At 59.6% G+C, this 15,480-nt stretch carries 16 protein-coding genes; 2 read left to right on the top strand and 14 right to left on the bottom strand.

The window, feature by feature from the left end; all coding sequences use genetic code 11:
- The first annotated feature begins 15 nt into the window (after positions 1–15).
- Both H035_RS0113250 and H035_RS0113245 read left to right on the top strand, forming a co-directional pair.
- Positions 16–1,428, top strand: coding sequence for a class II fumarate hydratase (locus tag H035_RS0113250; RefSeq protein WP_022949452.1), 1,413 nt, complete (start codon positions 16–18; stop codon positions 1,426–1,428).
- Positions 1,425–2,231, top strand: coding sequence for an MOSC domain-containing protein (locus tag H035_RS0113245; RefSeq protein ID WP_022949451.1), 807 nt, complete (start codon positions 1,425–1,427; stop codon positions 2,229–2,231). The genes H035_RS0113250 and H035_RS0113245 overlap by 4 nt, the downstream gene beginning before the upstream one ends.
- Positions 2,232–2,244: 13 nt before the next feature.
- Here the strand turns inward: H035_RS0113245 and H035_RS0113240 are convergent, their stop codons facing one another.
- The 14 genes from H035_RS0113240 to H035_RS0113170 all read right to left on the bottom strand — a co-directional run bounded on the left by H035_RS0113240 (position 2,245) and on the right by H035_RS0113170 (position 15,319).
- Positions 2,245–3,558, bottom strand: coding sequence for a hypothetical protein (locus tag H035_RS0113240; protein ID WP_022949450.1), 1,314 nt, complete (start codon positions 3,556–3,558; stop codon positions 2,245–2,247).
- Positions 3,559–3,576: 18 nt separating this feature from the next.
- The gene (locus H035_RS20890) at positions 3,577–4,164 is read right to left on the bottom strand and encodes an acyloxyacyl hydrolase (RefSeq protein ID WP_022949449.1); all 588 of its coding nucleotides are present in this window, start codon (positions 4,162–4,164) and stop codon (positions 3,577–3,579) included.
- 67 nt (positions 4,165–4,231) lie between these two features.
- A complete protein-coding gene (flgL, locus tag H035_RS0113230) occupies positions 4,232–5,200 on the bottom strand; it encodes a flagellar hook-associated protein FlgL (protein ID WP_022949448.1) in 969 nt (322 codons plus the stop codon).
- Positions 5,201–5,205: 5 nt separating this feature from the next.
- Positions 5,206–6,846 (bottom strand): flagellar hook-associated protein FlgK, encoded by a 1,641-nt coding sequence (gene flgK, locus H035_RS0113225; RefSeq protein WP_022949447.1) that lies wholly within the window; start codon positions 6,844–6,846, stop codon positions 5,206–5,208.
- Between the two features lie 18 nt (positions 6,847–6,864).
- Positions 6,865–7,890, bottom strand: coding sequence for a flagellar assembly peptidoglycan hydrolase FlgJ (gene flgJ, locus H035_RS0113220; RefSeq protein ID WP_022949446.1), 1,026 nt, complete (start codon positions 7,888–7,890; stop codon positions 6,865–6,867).
- A 4-nt stretch (positions 7,891–7,894) separates the two neighbouring features.
- The gene (locus H035_RS0113215; protein ID WP_022949445.1) at positions 7,895–8,998 is read right to left on the bottom strand and encodes a flagellar basal body P-ring protein FlgI; all 1,104 of its coding nucleotides are present in this window, start codon (positions 8,996–8,998) and stop codon (positions 7,895–7,897) included.
- 22 nt (positions 8,999–9,020) lie between these two features.
- Positions 9,021–9,698, bottom strand: coding sequence for a flagellar basal body L-ring protein FlgH (flgH, locus tag H035_RS0113210; protein ID WP_022949444.1), 678 nt, complete (start codon positions 9,696–9,698; stop codon positions 9,021–9,023).
- Positions 9,698–10,486 (bottom strand): flagellar basal-body rod protein FlgG, encoded by a 789-nt coding sequence (gene flgG, locus H035_RS0113205; RefSeq protein WP_022949443.1) that lies wholly within the window; start codon positions 10,484–10,486, stop codon positions 9,698–9,700. Before flgG ends, flgH begins: the two co-directional genes overlap by 1 nt.
- 17 nt (positions 10,487–10,503) lie before the next feature.
- The gene (flgF, locus tag H035_RS0113200) at positions 10,504–11,244 is read right to left on the bottom strand and encodes a flagellar basal-body rod protein FlgF (RefSeq protein ID WP_022949442.1); all 741 of its coding nucleotides are present in this window, start codon (positions 11,242–11,244) and stop codon (positions 10,504–10,506) included.
- Between the two features lie 12 nt (positions 11,245–11,256).
- The gene (flgE, locus tag H035_RS0113195) at positions 11,257–12,477 is read right to left on the bottom strand and encodes a flagellar hook protein FlgE (protein ID WP_022949441.1); all 1,221 of its coding nucleotides are present in this window, start codon (positions 12,475–12,477) and stop codon (positions 11,257–11,259) included.
- Positions 12,478–12,490: 13 nt separating this feature from the next.
- Positions 12,491–13,153 (bottom strand): flagellar hook assembly protein FlgD, encoded by a 663-nt coding sequence (locus H035_RS0113190; protein ID WP_022949440.1) that lies wholly within the window; start codon positions 13,151–13,153, stop codon positions 12,491–12,493.
- 5 nt (positions 13,154–13,158) lie between these two features.
- The gene (gene flgC, locus H035_RS0113185) at positions 13,159–13,578 is read right to left on the bottom strand and encodes a flagellar basal body rod protein FlgC (RefSeq protein WP_022949439.1); all 420 of its coding nucleotides are present in this window, start codon (positions 13,576–13,578) and stop codon (positions 13,159–13,161) included.
- A 3-nt stretch (positions 13,579–13,581) separates the two neighbouring features.
- Positions 13,582–13,974, bottom strand: a complete 393-nt coding sequence (gene flgB, locus H035_RS0113180) for a flagellar basal body rod protein FlgB (protein WP_022949438.1) — start codon at positions 13,972–13,974, stop codon at positions 13,582–13,584.
- A 403-nt stretch (positions 13,975–14,377) separates the two neighbouring features.
- Positions 14,378–15,319, bottom strand: a complete 942-nt coding sequence (locus tag H035_RS0113170) for an IS110 family RNA-guided transposase (RefSeq protein ID WP_026596457.1) — start codon at positions 15,317–15,319, stop codon at positions 14,378–14,380.
- Positions 15,320–15,480 lie beyond the last annotated feature (161 nt).

The following is a 15,480-nucleotide window of genomic DNA, read 5'->3' as shown; positions in this document are numbered from 1 at the left end:
AATGGGAGTGATGCGATGACACAAACAGATTCGAACAGCGACGAGAAGGCATTTCGACTCGAAAAAGACAGCATGGGGGAGGTGCGAGTACCGGTCGAGGCGCTCTACGGTGCCCAGACCCAACGCGCGGTGGAGAATTTCGCCGTCAGCGGGTTGCGCCTGCCGCCGGCTTTCATCGACGCGGTGGCCTTGATCAAACGGACCGCTGCCGAGGTCAATCGGGATCTGGGGTTGCTCGACGAGCCCATAGCCGATGCCGTCGTTCAGGCGGCCGATCGGATTTTGGCCGGGGAATATTCCGATCAGTTTCCGGTGGATGTGTTTCAAACCGGCTCCGGCACCAGCACCAATATGAACGTGAACGAGGTGATCGCCGCCTTGGCGGAACAAGCCGGCGGCAAGGACGTCAGTCCCAACGATCACGTCAACATGAGCCAGAGCAGCAACGACACCATTCCCACCGCGGTGCACGTGAGCGCGGCGCTGGCAATCCATAACCAACTGAAATCCTCCCTGAGCCATTTGGCCGAAGTGATCGAGCAGCGCGCCCGAGAGCTGGCCGGAGCGGTGAAGACCGGCCGCACGCACTTGATGGATGCCATGCCGGTCCGGGTGGATCAGGAACTTTCCGGCTGGGCGGCGCAGATCCGCTTTGGTCTGGAGCGAATCGAGGCCACTCTGCCGCGCCTGTATCGAATCGCCCAAGGGGGAACGGCGGTGGGTACCGGCATCAACGCCCATCCGGAATTCTCCCGCCGCTTCGCCGATCGCCTCGGCGAGGTGACCCAGCTGCCGTTCAAGCCCAACGATTCCTTTTTCGAATCCTTGAGCTGCCAGGACACGGCGGTGGAGCTGTCGGGTCAACTGAAAACCCTTGCCTGCGGTTTGATGAAGATCGCCAACGATTTGCGCTGGATGAATTCGGGCCCCCTGGCGGGGCTGGGAGAGATCGAACTGCCGGCGCTGCAGCCGGGCAGCTCGATTATGCCGGGCAAGGTCAATCCGGTGATACCCGAGGCGGTGTGCATGGTGGCGGCGCAGGTGATCGGCAACGACGCCGCCATTACCGTGGCCGGCCAGTCCGGCAATTTCCAGCTCAACGTCATGCTGCCGGTGGTCGCCTACAACCTGCTCCAGAGCATCGAAATTTTGGCCAACGCCGCGCGCGTATTGGCGGACAAGGCGGTGGCCGGTTTTCAGATTAAATCCGACAATCTGGAAGCGCCGCTGGCGAAAAATCCCATCCTGGTGACCGCGCTGAATCCCGTGGTGGGCTATCTGAAGGCCGCCGAGATCGCCAAGCGCGCTTACCGGGAGGGGCGGCCGATCATCGAGGTGGCGGCGGAAGAAACCGATCTGCCGAGAGACGAGTTGGCGCGTTTGCTCGATCCCGGGCATTTGACCGAGGGCGGGATCGGCCAGTCGTGACCGGTCCGGTGTTGAGCGCCATTTATCTGTATCCGGTCAAGTCCTTGGGCGGGATTCAGGTGCGCGCCCGGGATCTGGACCGTTTCGGGCTGCATTGCGATCGGCGTTGGATGGTGGTGACGCCCGAGGGACGTTTTATGACCCAAAGGGAATTTCCGCAGATGGCGGTGGTGCAATCCGAACTTCTGTCCGGCGATCGTTTGAAGTTGCACCATCCGGACTGCGGCGAGTTCCCGGTGCCTGCCGTGGACTTTGAGCCAAACCGGATGGACGTCGCGGTTTGGAACGATCGGGTCGATGCGGTGCCGGTGGGAAAAGAAGCCGATCAATGGCTGAGTGAGGCCATCGGCGTTTCCTGCCGGCTGGTCTGGTTCCCCGACGACGCTTTGCGCCCGGTGGATTCCGCCTATGCCGGGGAAGGACGATACACCGCCTTCTCCGACGGTTTTCCGCTGCTTCTCATCGGGCAAAGTTCCTTGGACGATCTCAATCGCCGTCTGCCCGAGCCCTTGCCCATGCGCCGCTTCCGCCCCAATCTGGTGGTAACCGGGGCGCCGCCTTATGCCGAGGATGGTTGGCGACAGATCGCCGTCGGCGGGATTTTCATGCGCGTGGCCAAACCCTGTTCCCGCTGCGGCATTACCACCGTAGATCCGGCAACGGGCAGAATTGCCGGGAAAGAACCCTTAGCCACACTGGCCACCTATCGCAAACGTAACCATAAAGTCTACTTCGGGCAAAACGTCATTCCCGAAGAGAGGGGAACGTTGCGAGTCGGATCGCCGGTTAATTTGCTTGATTAAAGCAAATGCGATTTCAGTTGCGGCCTCTATAAGCCGGCAGGCGTTCGATGCGCGTGTCGATTTCCTTCACCATGGTCCGGTAGGCGGGACTTTCCAAACTCTGGAAACGTTGTGTGAAAGCCTCTTTTGTGAATCCTTCCGGCAAGCCTGTGATGTCGGGAAAAAACCGGTTTTCATCCGCATGACCGGCGAGCAGTTTCTGCATCCGCTGCGCTCCGCCCGCCGGATCGGTGGCCGCTTGGGCAAACCGAATGCCTGCTCGGTCGGCCGCCAAATCGGCAAAGCTGTAACCGCTTCCTCCCGAAGAGGTATCCAATAATTCCTTAAGCTCGCCGACCGCCATCGCCATGCCCCGGTCGGTAATGATCTTGATGGCAGCCGATAGAATAAAGTGCAGCATGAGATCACGGCGCTTGGCTAGCTGAACCCCCCGCCTCCGGGGCCGGTGGAATAAGAGCTTCCCCGTCCGCACGGGACCGAGAATCCGCTCCAGGCGCGTGTCGCCGAAATAAAGGGCAAGGGCCAAAATCGCCGCCTGATTCTCCGCAGCCGCTTCTTCGCCGGTTTGGGCGCGTTTTTGGGCAAGCTGAAACAATGGACTTATGTATCTTGCCAGCGAAGCGGGGCGTTGGAGCGATTCCCGCTGCCGGATTTCCGCCAAGCGGGCGTAATGGGCCCGGATCGTTTCGGGATCTCCCAGCGGGGAAAAGCGGGTATGGATTTGATCCAAGCGCGTCGATAATTGGGCCAATCCGCTTCGCACTCGGGGCATGGACGCAATCGCCACGATTACTTTGTTTCGGGTCAGGTAGACGGCCTCGATGGTATTGATCAGCGTACTCCCCTGGCGATCCCCGAGGAGGAGATCCGTTCCATGGCGGAGTATCCACAGGGTCATCTTTCCGGGAAGTTTCAATCGGCCCAGGGTCAGGGGCATCAGCTGCACCCCCTCATGAGAGGGCATCAGGCCGGCGCGGAGGTTGAGATATCGACCGACGGGGTTGGCCGGCAAGACCAGGGTCAAGGCGATATCCAGTTTAAGAGGCGTGACGACGACCCGTCCCGACAGCGGAGGGATGCCCCGGGCGAGCCATGCCATCAGGCTATGTAATTCTTGTTCGTCGATACGTATCCGCGCCGCCCCGGGGGCCGCTAAAGCACGCTTCAGGCGGCGCGCCAAAGCCTGAATATGATCGGCATCGGCGACTGCGGGCGCGGGCTTTCGGTCCACAAGCGCTTGCCGCTCCAGGATGAGAAAGGGCAGGCTCAGCAAAAAGAGCAGGAGGGCTAGAACTATCAGCCCGAAAAAATGCCTTAGCCGCCGCATTACCAACCCTGATGGTCTTCAGTTCCATGTGTAGGAGAAGCCCAGCAAAAATACATTGGCGTCGATGCCGCTGTTGGGTTGCTCCCTGCCGGCATTGGACATGTGATGGTAACGCCAACCTGCATTCAAGTTGAGTCGCCTCGAGATGGCATAATTCAGACCGGCGCCGAATTGCGGGTAAAAAATTAGGCCGTCGGCTTGGTCGCGCAGGTCGAAATCCAAATAGCCCACCCCGAAGCCAATCTCCAAATAAGGGGACAGGCGCGGCCAGGGCCTGAAATTATGCCTGAGAAGGATCGCGCCGCCGGCCGAATCTCCCGTCTGCGGTTCCAGAGAGGAAAAATATTCGGCTTCGAACAAAAGATCCAGGTTGCCCCCGTACCACCGCCCCGTTCCCACCATGCCGGAGATGTCGAAACCGAGGTGGGGAAAGACGGCGATGTATTCCACCTGGCGGGTATCGCCATGGCCGGAAAAGCCTTTACCCCAGCCCGCCTGAAAACCGAGATAGCTTGCTCCGGGCTGCCAATAGGGCGGCTCGGCTACCGCGATGACAGGCGAGATGAGCGCCAGGCAAAACAGGAATGTCGTCAGACGCATGCGCATGCTTGTTACCCCCAAGCTCAGACCCATGGTGAAAGCAAAATAGAATCGCCCTGCTTGAGGGAACAGACTAACCCAAGAAATTGAAAAGCGATAGCCCCTGAACTCTGACGAACGCCTGTTGCGCCGCCTGAAGCGCCGTTTGCTGAAGATTGAAACGGCTGATGGCCCCGGCATAGTCGAGATCCTGTATCTCGGATAAATTGCCTTGCATTTCCACGACGAAGTGTTCGTTGACTCGCTGTTGCTCGTCGACGGCGTTCAGTCTGGCCCCCACGCCGGCGCGAACCGTGTTGATCCGCTCCAGGGCGTTGTCCAGATTGCTCAGGGTGTCGTTGATAATGTCCTCGGCGGCTGGAATCCCGGTGGACGGATCGTTGTCGTTATCGGGGGGATTGTCTTCCAGGGCGAGGGCGAAGTGGTGAACGATATTGAATAAGTTGGTGTCGGCGAACCCTCCCTCGACGGGAATATTTTCGAATACGGCGGCGCCGGAATCGCCGTCGGCGATACGGCGGGTGGGGCCGATCTGAATCTGGCGCTGGTTGGCGTCTCCCTGATAGACGAAAAAGTCCGGTGCCGGGTCGGGTGTGTCCGAATAGGGTTGGGTATGGGAGCGGGTGCCGGCAAACAGGTATTCGCCGTTGGCGTTCTTGGTGTTGGCCAGTCCCACCATCTCATCCAGAAGTTGCCGGGCTTCATGGGCGATCGCCTGCTCGTCCTCGGGCTTCAAAGTGGCTTGATTGTTCGCCTGAACCGCCAACTCCCGGACCCGGTGAAGCATATTGCCCAGCGAGGAGAGGGTGGACTCTTCCAGCGACAAGCGGTTGGTGGCGGCGTCAATATTGTCCTGATATTGTTCGTGTTTCCGGATTTCCTCCTGCAGATTCAGACCGCGGGCGGCGGCGATGGGATCGTCGGCGGGCGTCAGATGGGTTTTTCCGGTGGCCAGCTGCAATTGGGTCTTGTTGAGCTTGCTCTGTTGGTCGAGGATGGCGTTGACGCCCAACTGCTGCATCAGGGAGGTGGAAAGGCGCATGATAATTAGCTCCTGACGGCGTTGATCAAGGTATCGAAGGTCTGGCTGGCGACGCTGACCACTTCCGCGGCGGCTTGATAAGCCTGCTGAAACCTGACCAAATTGGCCGCTTCCTCGTCCAGATTGACTCCCGAGACCTCCGCGCGGGCCTGGGTGGCTTGCTGTTTGAGCGCTTCCTGGGCGCCGCGGCTGATTTCGGCCGAGCGGGTCAGGGTACCCACTTCCGCCACCATCTGGCTGTAGGCATCCTGGAAGGTGGCGGTCCCTCCCAGCATACCCTTGGCGGAATCCAGCGCCGCCAATTGGAGCGCGTTGCCGTTGTTCCCCATCGCGCCGATCGCATCGGCGGCGGCCACCTGGCGGGGATCGCCGAGGGCAACCTCGAGTTTGCCCGCCGCATCGGCAGTGGGGCGAATCAGAAAAGTGGAAGGGCCGGTGGGAGCGCTGGGAACGTCGATCTGAATGCCGTCGACCGTCGCCGGGAAATCGGAAGCCGTGAAGTTGAACTGGGTTTGATCGCTGAGGCGGGTGAGGGTGAAATTACCGCTTTCGTAATGGAGTCGATAATCGCTGGCCCGGAGGTCGGAGGGGTCGGCGTAAGAGACGGCGACCGTGCCGGTTCCGGTGCTGTCCCGGGTGACCGGAATTTCGGGGCTCTGGAAGTTGAAGAATTTTGCTCCCGGGTTACTGTCCAGATCGTAGCCGCTCTCATGGAGTTGATTGAATTCCACCGCAAGACCGACGGCCAGGCGACCGAGCTTGTTTTGCGTGGGCGCCAGGACTTCCTCGCGAAAGCGCAGCAGACCGCCGACTTCCCCGCCCGAGAGGGCGCCGGTGACGGTGGTGGCGGCGTCGCCGGTGGTCAGAATGATTTCCTGGACCTTCGGGTCCAAGTTATTGGGTTTCAGGTCCAGCCGGCTGGCGCGGGCATCGTTGACCAGGCTTTGACCGTTGCCGATCATGACGCTGACGGCCCCGTTATCCTGAGCCACGGTGGTGACGTCGATTTTTTCCGCCAGTTGCTGGATTCTCAGCGCCCGTTGATCGAGCAGATCGTTGGGCGGCTTGCCCTGGGAGCGACCCGTTTCGAACACGATCTTCTCGTTGAGATCGGCGATCTCCTCGGCCAAGACGTTGATTTCACCGATATGGTTGCGCAGATCGTGCTGGGTTTGGCTGTCGAGCTGTTTAAACCGCGCATCCAGGGTGTTGAAACGGTCGGCGAGGGTTTCCGCCTCGCTGAGTAGGGTTTGGCGGGCCGGAATGGAAGTGGGATCGCTGGCCACATCGTGAGCGGCGTTGAAAAAATGCTCCATCGCCGAAGCGACGCCGATATCCGGGTCGGCGACGATGTTGTCGATTTGCGCGGTCAAGCGGTGATATTGGTCGATTTCGGCAAAGCCGCTGGTGGTGTTGCGGAGGCGGGTGGTGAGGAAGTCGTCATAGGCGCGTTTGATGGCGGTGGTTTCGACCCCGGTGCCGAGATATCCCGCCCCGGAAAAGCGTGGCTGACGGGTGGCCACTTCCACCCGCTGGCGGTTGTAGCCCTCGGTGTTGACGTTGGCGATGTTGTGACCGGTGGTGTCGAGGGCGCGCTGATTGACCCGGAGTGCGGAGGTGGCAATGTCTAGAAGGTTGCTGCCCATGTTTTATCCTCTTCCGCCTCACAGCGAGGCCGAATATTCGCGTTGATAGATGGATAGAATCTTGTCCGCATAATGGGGATCGGTCGCGTAACCGGCGCGTTGCAATGCGTTCAAGTAGTGCCGCGGATCGTCGGTGTGCTGTAACGCTTCGGCGTAGCGCGGGCGTCGGAGCAGATCCAGATAATCCTCGAAGCTTTGGCGGTAGTCGGGATAGGCGCGGAAGGCCGCCCGCTTTTTCACCGCCACGCCGTCCAAATATTCCAAGGTATCGACCTGAACTTTTTCTCCGGGCCAACGGCGGCCGGCCTTGATATTGAACAGGTTATGGCTGCTGCGGCCGTCGGAATGATGGATCACCTTTTGTCCCCAACCGGTTTCCAGGGCCGCCTGCGCCAGAAGCAGCTTGGGATCGAGCCCGATTTTATCCGCCACTTCCTTCGCTTCGGGGTAAAGGGTTCGGAGGAACTGTTGTGGCGATTCGAAGCGGTTGGGTGGCGTGCTTCTAATTTCCTTGCCTGCCTCAGATCGATTTTCCGAAAAAGCAGACAGAGGATTGGAGGAGTCGGGGATATCCCAGTCGGATGTGTTGACGCCCCCCCTCCCTGGCCCTCCCCCCGCTGGGGGGAGGGTTGAGTGGGGGGATCTCTCGAAGAGGCGTTCACGGCGTCCTTCTTCCACCCCCAAGACTTGTTCCGAGGAAATCGCCTCGGCACGGTAGTCTTCCAGCGATTGGGGACTTGCGCCGGGTGTCCGCCGATCGCCCAATTGCCGAACGATCATGTCGGCGATGCCGAGGTTGCCCCGGTCGGAGAGGTGCAAGGCGAGTTGTTGATCGTGCATGTCCCGATAAAACTGGCTGCGGTTGCTGTCGAAGATCGGGTCTCCGGGGCTGGCCTGGCGCATCTGCTTGAGCATCATCTGTACAAAGACCGCTTCGAATTGTTTGGCCACCTCCTTGAGCGCGGCGTTTTTGTCCTGCTTGGACTGCCGTTTCAAGTCGGCGAGCTGCGAGAAGTCGGTATAGATATCGGCGGAAGTGCGCATAACTTTAGATCACAATCATTTCTGCCTGCAGAGCGCCGGCGCTTTTGAGCGCCTCCAGGATGGCCACCAGGTCGGAAGGGGCGGCTCCCACCTGGTTGACCGCGCGAACCAGTTCGTTCAGGGAGACGCCGGGATCGAAGACGAACATATGTTTTCCCTCCTCTTCGATCTGGACATCCGATCGCGGAACCACTTGGGTGGTTCCGCCCCGGGAAAAGGGTTCCGGCTGGCTAACCTCGGGATTTTCCCGAATGGTAACCACCAGGTTCCCATGGGACACCGCGGCCGGCTGGACGCGGACGTGCCGGCTGATCACCACCGTTCCGGTGCGCGAGTTGACGATCACCTTGGCCGAAGCCTCGCCGGGTTCCACGGACAGATTTTCAATCATCGACAGGAAGCTCACTTTCTGGCCCGGGTCCTGGGGGGCGCTCACCCGAACCGAGGCGGAGTCCAAGGGGTTGGCGGTATTCGGTCCCAGTACTCGATTGATGGCGCCGGCGATGTGCTGGGCGGTGGTGAAATCGGGTTGGTGCAGGTTCAAGGTCAGATATTTGGCGTCGCCGAAGGGTGTGGGAACCGTTTGTTCCACCGTGGCCCCGGCCGGAATCCGCCCGGCGCTGGGGACGTTGACGGTAATCCGCGATCCGTCCCGTCCCGACGCGCTCAGGCCGCCCACCAGCAGGTCCCCTTGGGCGATGGCGTATACCTGGCCGTCCACGCCCTTGAGGGGCGTCATCAGCAGCGAGCCGCCGCGCAGGCTGTCGGCGTCGCCGAGGGAGGAGACCGTCACGTCGATGGTCTGGCCGGGTTTGGCGAAAGGGGGCAACACTGCGTGAACGGAAACCGCGGCGACGTTCTTGGTTCGCAAATTGATGCCGGGAGGTAGGTTGACCCCCAGTCGCGTCAGCATGTTGCGCAGACTTTGGCCGGTGAATTTGATATTGGTGGTGTTATCGCCGGTGCCGTTGAGACCCACCACCAAGCCGTAGCCGATCAGCTGGTTGTTCCGAACGCCGGCGATCGCGGCCAGATCCTTGATTCGCTCGGCTCGGGCGGCAAGGGTGAAACACAAGCACAACCAGGCCGCGATCCATATCCATCTCATGGGCTATACCTCTAGCTCGGTATCAGAAGGGGAAGAACAAGCTGTTGAAGAAGCGCGTCATCCAACCCACTTCCTTGACGTCCGCCATCGCTCCCTCGCCGGTGTACATGATGGTGGCGTCGGCCACCTTGGTGGAGGGCACGGCGTTGTCCACGTCGATGTCCACCGGGCGCACGACGCCGGCCAGACGGACGTATTCGTGGCCGTCGTTGATGGTCAGGCGCTTTTCCCCCTGGACCCGAAGGTTCCCGTTGGGAAGGACTTCCACCACGGTGACGGTCACGGTGCCGGTGAGTTGATTGCTTTGGCTGGATTGCCCTTCGCCGTTGTAGTTCTTATCCGTGGTGACCTCGCTTTCCCACTCCACCCCCATTATTTTGGATTGACCGAACAAAATGGGCGCGGAGGCGCCGATATTATTGCCTTTTTGGATTTGCAGCTCGCTGTCCTTGGAAGCGTCGGTTTCTTCCACCAAGCGAATGGTGAGGATATCGCCCACGCGGCGTGCGGTCAGGTTCTCGAACAGACGCATGTCCGAATGGGCCTGATAAATGCTGCCGGTGGGCTGGAGCGGCCGGGAAGCATAACGCGGCGGGGCCGGGGCGAAAGCCGGGTTATGCCGCGGCATGGATTCCGGCAGGGTGTTGCAGCCCGCCGATAGAACGGCGATTCCCAGGACGATGAGTCTGACCATGGTCATCACAAGTTGTTGGTGACGAACGCCAGCATTTGATCGGTGGTGGAGATGGCCTTGGAGGTCATTTCGTAGGCGCGCTGGGTTTCGATCATGTTGACCATCTCTTCCACCACGTTGACGTTGGAGGTTTCCAGGCTGTGTTGCACCAACGCGCCGCGTTCGTCCTCGCTCGGGTTGCCGATGGTGGGCGTACCGCTGGCCATGGATTCTCTGAACAGGTTTTCGCCCACCGGTTCGAGGCCGGTGGGATTGACGAAGCTGGCCAATTGCAGTTGCCCCAATTGCTGGGGCGCCGCGGTTCCGGGGAGCGAGGCGGAGACGATGCCGTCCCGGCCGATGGTGAGGCTGGTGGCGTTGGACGGCACGGTGATGGCCGGCTCGAGAAAATACCCGTTGGCGGTCACCAGTTGCCCCTCGGCGTTCATTTTGAACGATCCGTTGCGGGTGTAGGCGAGGTCGCCGTTGGGCATCAATACCTGAAAGAATCCCCGTCCCTCGATGGCGACATCCAGGGGGTTGCCGGTTTCGACGATATTGCCCTGGGTATGGAGTTTTTCCGTGGCGACCACCTTCACGCCCGTCCCCAGCTGAAGCCCGGAGGGTAGTTCGGTATTCTGGCTGGACTGGGCCCCCACCTGGCGCACGTTCTGGTAGAGAAGATCCTCGAACAGGGCGCGGCTTTTTTTGAAGCCGGTGGTGTTGACGTTGGCCAGGTTGTTGGAGGTTACCGCCATGCGGGTTTGTTGGGCGTCGAGGCCGGTTTTGGCCACCCAAAGGGCTCGATCGGTCATGTTTCAATCTCCTCTGGTTATCCCGTGCGTAACAATTGGGCGGTCGCGTCGGCGTCTTCTTCGACGGTCTTCATCATTTTGACCTGGAGTTCGAACCGGCGCGCCAACTCGATCATATCCACCAGCGCGTCGACGGAATTGACATTGCTGCCCTCCAGGGCGCCCTGGGTCAGCTTGACGCGAGCGACGGCGTCCGCGGTTCCTCCTTCTTTAAGACGGATCAGGCCGTCCTCCCCCTTCTCGAGTCGATCGAGGGGGGGATCGACCAGTTTGACCCGGTCGACCACCGCCAGCACGTCCGGGTCTTCACCCAGAGGGACGACGCTGAGGGTGCCGTCCTGGGCGATTTCCACCTTTTGTGCCGGCGGGACGGCCACCGGGCCGTTTTGTCCCATGACCAAAAGACCGTTGCCGGTTTGCAGCAACCCTTCCGGTGAGATTCGAAGATCCCCGCGGCGGGTATAGGCCTCGGAGCCGTCGACCGCCTGCACCGCCAGCCAGCCTTCTCCCTGGATCGCCACGTCCAGGTCTCGACCGGTGGTTTGGATCGGGCCCGGATTGAAGTCGGCGGCGGGGCGCTCGTGCATGGCGTAGACCCGGGAGGGATGTCCCGAGCCGAACACCGGCATGCTGCGAAACTGTTCCAGATCCGCCTTGAAACCGGTGGTGTTGACGTTGGCCAGGTTGTTGCTGACCGCGGTTTGCGCCTGAAGGGTTTCCCGGGCACCGCTCATGGCGACAAATAAGCTACGATCCATGATTTAGCTCCCTTAACGGAGGTTCAAAAGGGTCTGAATCACTTGGTTCTCGGTGGAAATGGTCTCCGCGTTGGCCTGATAGCTTTGCTGGGCGGTAATCAGTTGCACCAGTTGCTTGGAAAGATCCACGTTGGAGGATTCCAGCGCGCCCGATTGAATCGTGCCCAAATTGTTTTCTCCCGGTACGCCCATGAGCCTTTCTCCGGAGAGGCTGCTTTCTCCCCACATGGTATTGCCGAGCTTGCTCAGACCTTGTTCGTTCTGGAAGCGGGCGAGGGCGATCTGCCCCAATTTCTCCGCATTGCCGTTACTGAAGCGGGCGAACAGGACCCCTTTGTCGTTGATTTCAAGCCCGGTGAAATCGCCGGCGGCAAAGCCGTTTTGAGAGACGCTGTTGACGCTGAAATCGCTGTTGAACTGAGTGGAGCCGGCGAAATTGTAGGTAATTGCCAAATCTTCGGCGCCGTCGATGGCGTAGGGAGCGTAATTCACCTCGGTCGTCGTGGTGTCGCCGTCGACGCTGACCAATGTGCCGTTGGTATCGTATGCCAAGGTAGTGCTTCCCAGAGTGTCGGTAGTGCCGTCGATGTATTGATGGACATCCCAGGAATTGGCGGTCGTGGGGTTTTGCGAAACGAAATACGAGGTAATGGTATGGGGATTGCCCAGGGAGTCGTAGACCGTGACCGAGGAGGCCTGATTGTAGGTGGTCGGGTCGGTGGGATCGAAAGCATTGATCGGGGTGGTATCCGCGGCGTTGAGGTTGACGTTTAGTTTTACGTCATCGGATGCCTGCGGTTGTCCCTTGGCGGTTTCGACTTGGAGCGCGCCCTGGGAAAAGTCCTTGCGAAAACCGAACAGGTATTTGCCCTGATCGTTCACGATGCGTCCTTCCTTGTCCAGCTGAAAGGCGCCGTTGCGGCTGAAGGCGGTCGGTTGCCCGTCCGGATTGTCGGTCAGGGCGAAGAAGCCCCGGCCGCTGATGGCCAAATCCAAGGCGTTTTCGGTGAAGTCCAAATTGCCCTGGGAGAAGTTCTGGGCCACTTCGGTGACCCGGACCCCGCTGCCCGGCGTGGCTTTGCCGGAACCGAACACATTATTGGCGAACACTTCGGCGAATTCGGTGCGGGATTTTTTAAAGCCCACCGTATTGGCGTTGGCGATGTTGTTGCCGGTGGTTTGAAGGTCCAGAGAAGCGGCGTTGAGGCCGCTTAAGGCGGTATTGAATGGCATCGGATGTCTCCTTTTACAGTATTTGACGAATGTCTTTGAAATCCACGTTGCCGACTCCGGGTACTTCCACGGCCAGCCCGAAGCCATCCGCCTTGGTGGAAACGCTTTCCACGGTGGCGTTGATCAGCGTGGCGAGGGCTTGGTTTTCCCCGTCGACCGTGCCTTCGGCCTGGAGGCGATAAAGTCCCGGGTCGGCCACCGTCCCGTCGTCTTTGAGACCGTCCCAGCTGAAGGCGGCTTCGCCGGCATCCTGGGCGCCCAGATCCAGGGTGCGGACGGGGACGCCTCGATTATCGAGGATCTTGACGGTGACGTGGGTGGTGGGCTTAGTCAGTTCGACTGCTCCCTGAATGTCGCCGTCGGCGGCCAAAAGCGCCTGCTTGCTAGGTACCACCACCTGGCGTCCGACCAGGTTGGCCGCTTGCAGAGTTTGATCGGAACCGATGGCATTGGCGAAATCGGTGAAGGATTTTTGCAGCCCTTGAATTCCCGAGACCGTCCCGAATTGGGCCATTTGAGTGAGAAACTGGGTGTTTTCCATCGGCTTGAGCGGGTTCTGATGAGTCATTTGGGTGGTCATCAGCTTTAGAAAATCCTCCTGTCCCAGGTCGTTGGTCTGTTTCTGCGCCGATTTGGGCTTAATCAGGCCCAGCTCCTGAAGACGATCGACATTCATCTTTTTTAGCCTCCCATCCTCAAGGTTTGCAGCATCAGTTCCTTGGTGGTGTTGAGCATCTCGATGTTGTTTTGATAGGAACGCGAGGCGGCGATCATGTTGGTCATCTCTTCCACGGGGTTGACGTTGGGCTTGAAAATATAGCCGTCTTCATTGGCCCTGGGGTGATGAGGCGCGTATTCCATTTGCAGGGGCGCCGGGCTTTCCACAATCCCTTTCACTTCGACGCCCGCTACAGTGTTCGAATGGCCCGCCGTGGTGTTTTGGAGCTGGGCCGCGAACACCGGTTGACGGGATTTGTAAGTTTGTTCGATGCTGCTGCTGACGCTATCGGCGTTGGCCAAGTTGCTGGCAGTCAGGTTGAGGCGCAGCATCTGCGCGCTCATTCCGGAACCGGCGATGTTGAAAATGTCGAAACCGCTCATCGATTATTCTCCTTTCAATGCCGTCATCAGGCCGGAGATTCTGCCGTTGATGAATCTCAGGCTGGCCTGGTAGCGTAGGGTGTTTTCGGCGAATTTGGCCTGTTCGATGTGTTCCTCGACGGTATTGCCGTCGAGTGAGGGTTGATGGGGGACGCGATACCACAAATTTTCCATGACGGCCCCCGTATCCGGGGCAATATGCTTGGCGTGGGTGACACGCAGCGGTGCCGGGGAGGCGTTGGTTTCGCGCAGCAGCCGTTCCATGTCGAAATCCCGGGCTTTGTAGCCGGGGGTATCGGCGTTGGCCATGTTGGAGGCGAGGACTTCCATGCGGCGGGCGCGCAGCTGGAGCGCTTGGTGGTGAAGCCCCAGGGCATTATCGAAGCTGATGGACATAGGGTTTCTCCTTAAAAACTTTTGAAATACTCCTAAGCACATGCTGTGCCAGTAAGTATTTATCTATTGTTTCAAGGGTTTATCTGCTTCGGTTGTGGGGTAAGTAGAGGAAGTGGCAATTTTTTGCCGCTTTGGGTAGGAAAAATCTATCTTAGAGTCTGTTTCAAAACTCGATACATCGTATAAGCCTACGAGGCACGACTTCACCTTAATTCCCTCACCGTCTGGGAAAAATGTTCCCTTCTCCCGCTGGCGAGGACGTCGTAATCGTATGGGTCCCTTCTCTCTCGAGGAGGGAGAAGGTTAGGAAGAGGGTGGATCTAATTGGAATGAAATACATTTTTATTTAAACCACCCTCACCCCGACCCTCTCCCGCTAGCGGGAGAGCAACCGTGTTTAAAGTCAAGTGTTTTGTGACTGCCAAGGGGTATTATTTTTCAACATGGCATTCATGATGGTGAGCAACTTCCTCATGCAGGCGACGATGACGACCTTGGGCGGTTTGCCGGCGTTTTTGAGGCGTTCTGCAAAGGCGCGGATGACCGCATTACAGCGTATCGCCGAGATCGTGGCCATGTATAGCACGGCGCGAACCTCGGAGCGACCACCCCAGATGAAGCGCTTGCCGCGATACTGGCCACTGTCGTTGGCCATCGGCGCCACGCCGACCAGCGCGGCAATCTCGCGCCGGTTGAGGGTGCCCAGCTCCGGGCATTTTGCCAGCAACGTGACAATGGTCACCGAACCGACGCCGGGAATGCTCTTGAGCAGATCGTCCTTGGCCCGCCAGGCGTCCGACTCGCGCAACCGCCGGGTCAGGTCCCGGTCGTTCTGGTCAATCTGCTTGTCCAGCCAGGCGATATGCTTTTTCAGACTGGTTTGCAGCGGTTTCGTCGTGGCTCCCTTCAATCGGAGGACCTCTTGAACCCGGATGCCGATCAACTGCCGCCGCCGGTCCACCAGATCGTCCAACGCGCGGGTGTCCGCATCCTTGAGCGGACGCGCCTGGGGACGGATGGCCCGGGCAAACGCCGCCAGCACCCCGGCATCCACCCGATCGGTCTTGGCCAGCCGGCCACTGGCCTTGGCAAAGTCGCGCACCTGGCGCGGATTGACCACCGCCACCGGCAATTCCTTACCCGCCAAGGCAGACGCAATCTGGGTTTCCAAACCGCCGGTGGCCTCGATGACGATCAAGGTCGGCCCGATCTCTTGCAACTGCAAAACCAGCTGATCGATCCCCTTGGCATCGTAGGCCACCTGCCATACCTGACCTTGAGGCTCGACCGCCCCATCCAGCGTCGCTTTCGACACGTCAATACCAACAAACTGTTCTGCATTCATTTCGTTCATGATTCCCAACCTTGCAAAAATACGGGCTTATCTGCCCAAGCAACCGTCCGGGGTATCCATGAAAACCGGTGCGACGCTCATCGCTCTCCCACGGGCTTGGTGTCCCAAGGGAGTTTCGAACTGCCGCACCGGGCCAGACATAAACCTACTCA

The organism is Methylohalobius crimeensis 10Ki (assembly GCF_000421465.1).
Taxonomy (GTDB): Bacteria; Pseudomonadota; Gammaproteobacteria; order Methylococcales; family Methylothermaceae; genus Methylohalobius; species Methylohalobius crimeensis.
The sequence above is the reverse complement of the archived record's forward strand: the minus strand, read 5'-3'. Positions and strand labels throughout refer to the sequence as shown.

Bases quoted from the DNA above. Each gene is read 5' to 3' on its own strand.
- H035_RS0113250 (WP_022949452.1), top strand. From the start codon at position 16: ATGACACAAACAGATTCGAACAGCGACGAGAAGGCATTTCGACTCGAA.
- H035_RS0113240 (WP_022949450.1), bottom strand. From the start codon at position 3,558: ATGCGGCGGCTAAGGCATTTTTTCGGGCTGATAGTTCTAGCCCTCCTG.
- H035_RS20890 (WP_022949449.1), bottom strand. From the start codon at position 4,164: ATGCGCATGCGTCTGACGACATTCCTGTTTTGCCTGGCGCTCATCTCG.
- flgL (WP_022949448.1), bottom strand. From the start codon at position 5,200: ATGCGCCTTTCCACCTCCCTGATGCAGCAGTTGGGCGTCAACGCCATC.
- flgK (WP_022949447.1), bottom strand. From the start codon at position 6,846: ATGGGCAGCAACCTTCTAGACATTGCCACCTCCGCACTCCGGGTCAAT.
- flgJ (WP_022949446.1), bottom strand. From the start codon at position 7,890: ATGCGCACTTCCGCCGATATCTATACCGACTTCTCGCAGCTCGCCGAC.
- H035_RS0113215 (WP_022949445.1), bottom strand. From the start codon at position 8,998: ATGAGATGGATATGGATCGCGGCCTGGTTGTGCTTGTGTTTCACCCTT.
- flgH (WP_022949444.1), bottom strand. From the start codon at position 9,698: ATGACCATGGTCAGACTCATCGTCCTGGGAATCGCCGTTCTATCGGCG.
- flgG (WP_022949443.1), bottom strand. From the start codon at position 10,486: ATGACCGATCGAGCCCTTTGGGTGGCCAAAACCGGCCTCGACGCCCAA.
- flgF (WP_022949442.1), bottom strand. From the start codon at position 11,244: ATGGATCGTAGCTTATTTGTCGCCATGAGCGGTGCCCGGGAAACCCTT.
- flgE (WP_022949441.1), bottom strand. From the start codon at position 12,477: ATGCCATTCAATACCGCCTTAAGCGGCCTCAACGCCGCTTCTCTGGAC.
- H035_RS0113190 (WP_022949440.1), bottom strand. From the start codon at position 13,153: ATGAATGTCGATCGTCTTCAGGAGCTGGGCCTGATTAAGCCCAAATCG.
- flgC (WP_022949439.1), bottom strand. From the start codon at position 13,578: ATGAGCGGTTTCGACATTTTCAACATCGCCGGTTCCGGAATGAGCGCG.
- flgB (WP_022949438.1), bottom strand. From the start codon at position 13,974: ATGTCCATCAGCTTCGATAATGCCCTGGGGCTTCACCACCAAGCGCTC.
- H035_RS0113170 (WP_026596457.1), bottom strand. From the start codon at position 15,319: ATGAATGCAGAACAGTTTGTTGGTATTGACGTGTCGAAAGCGACGCTG.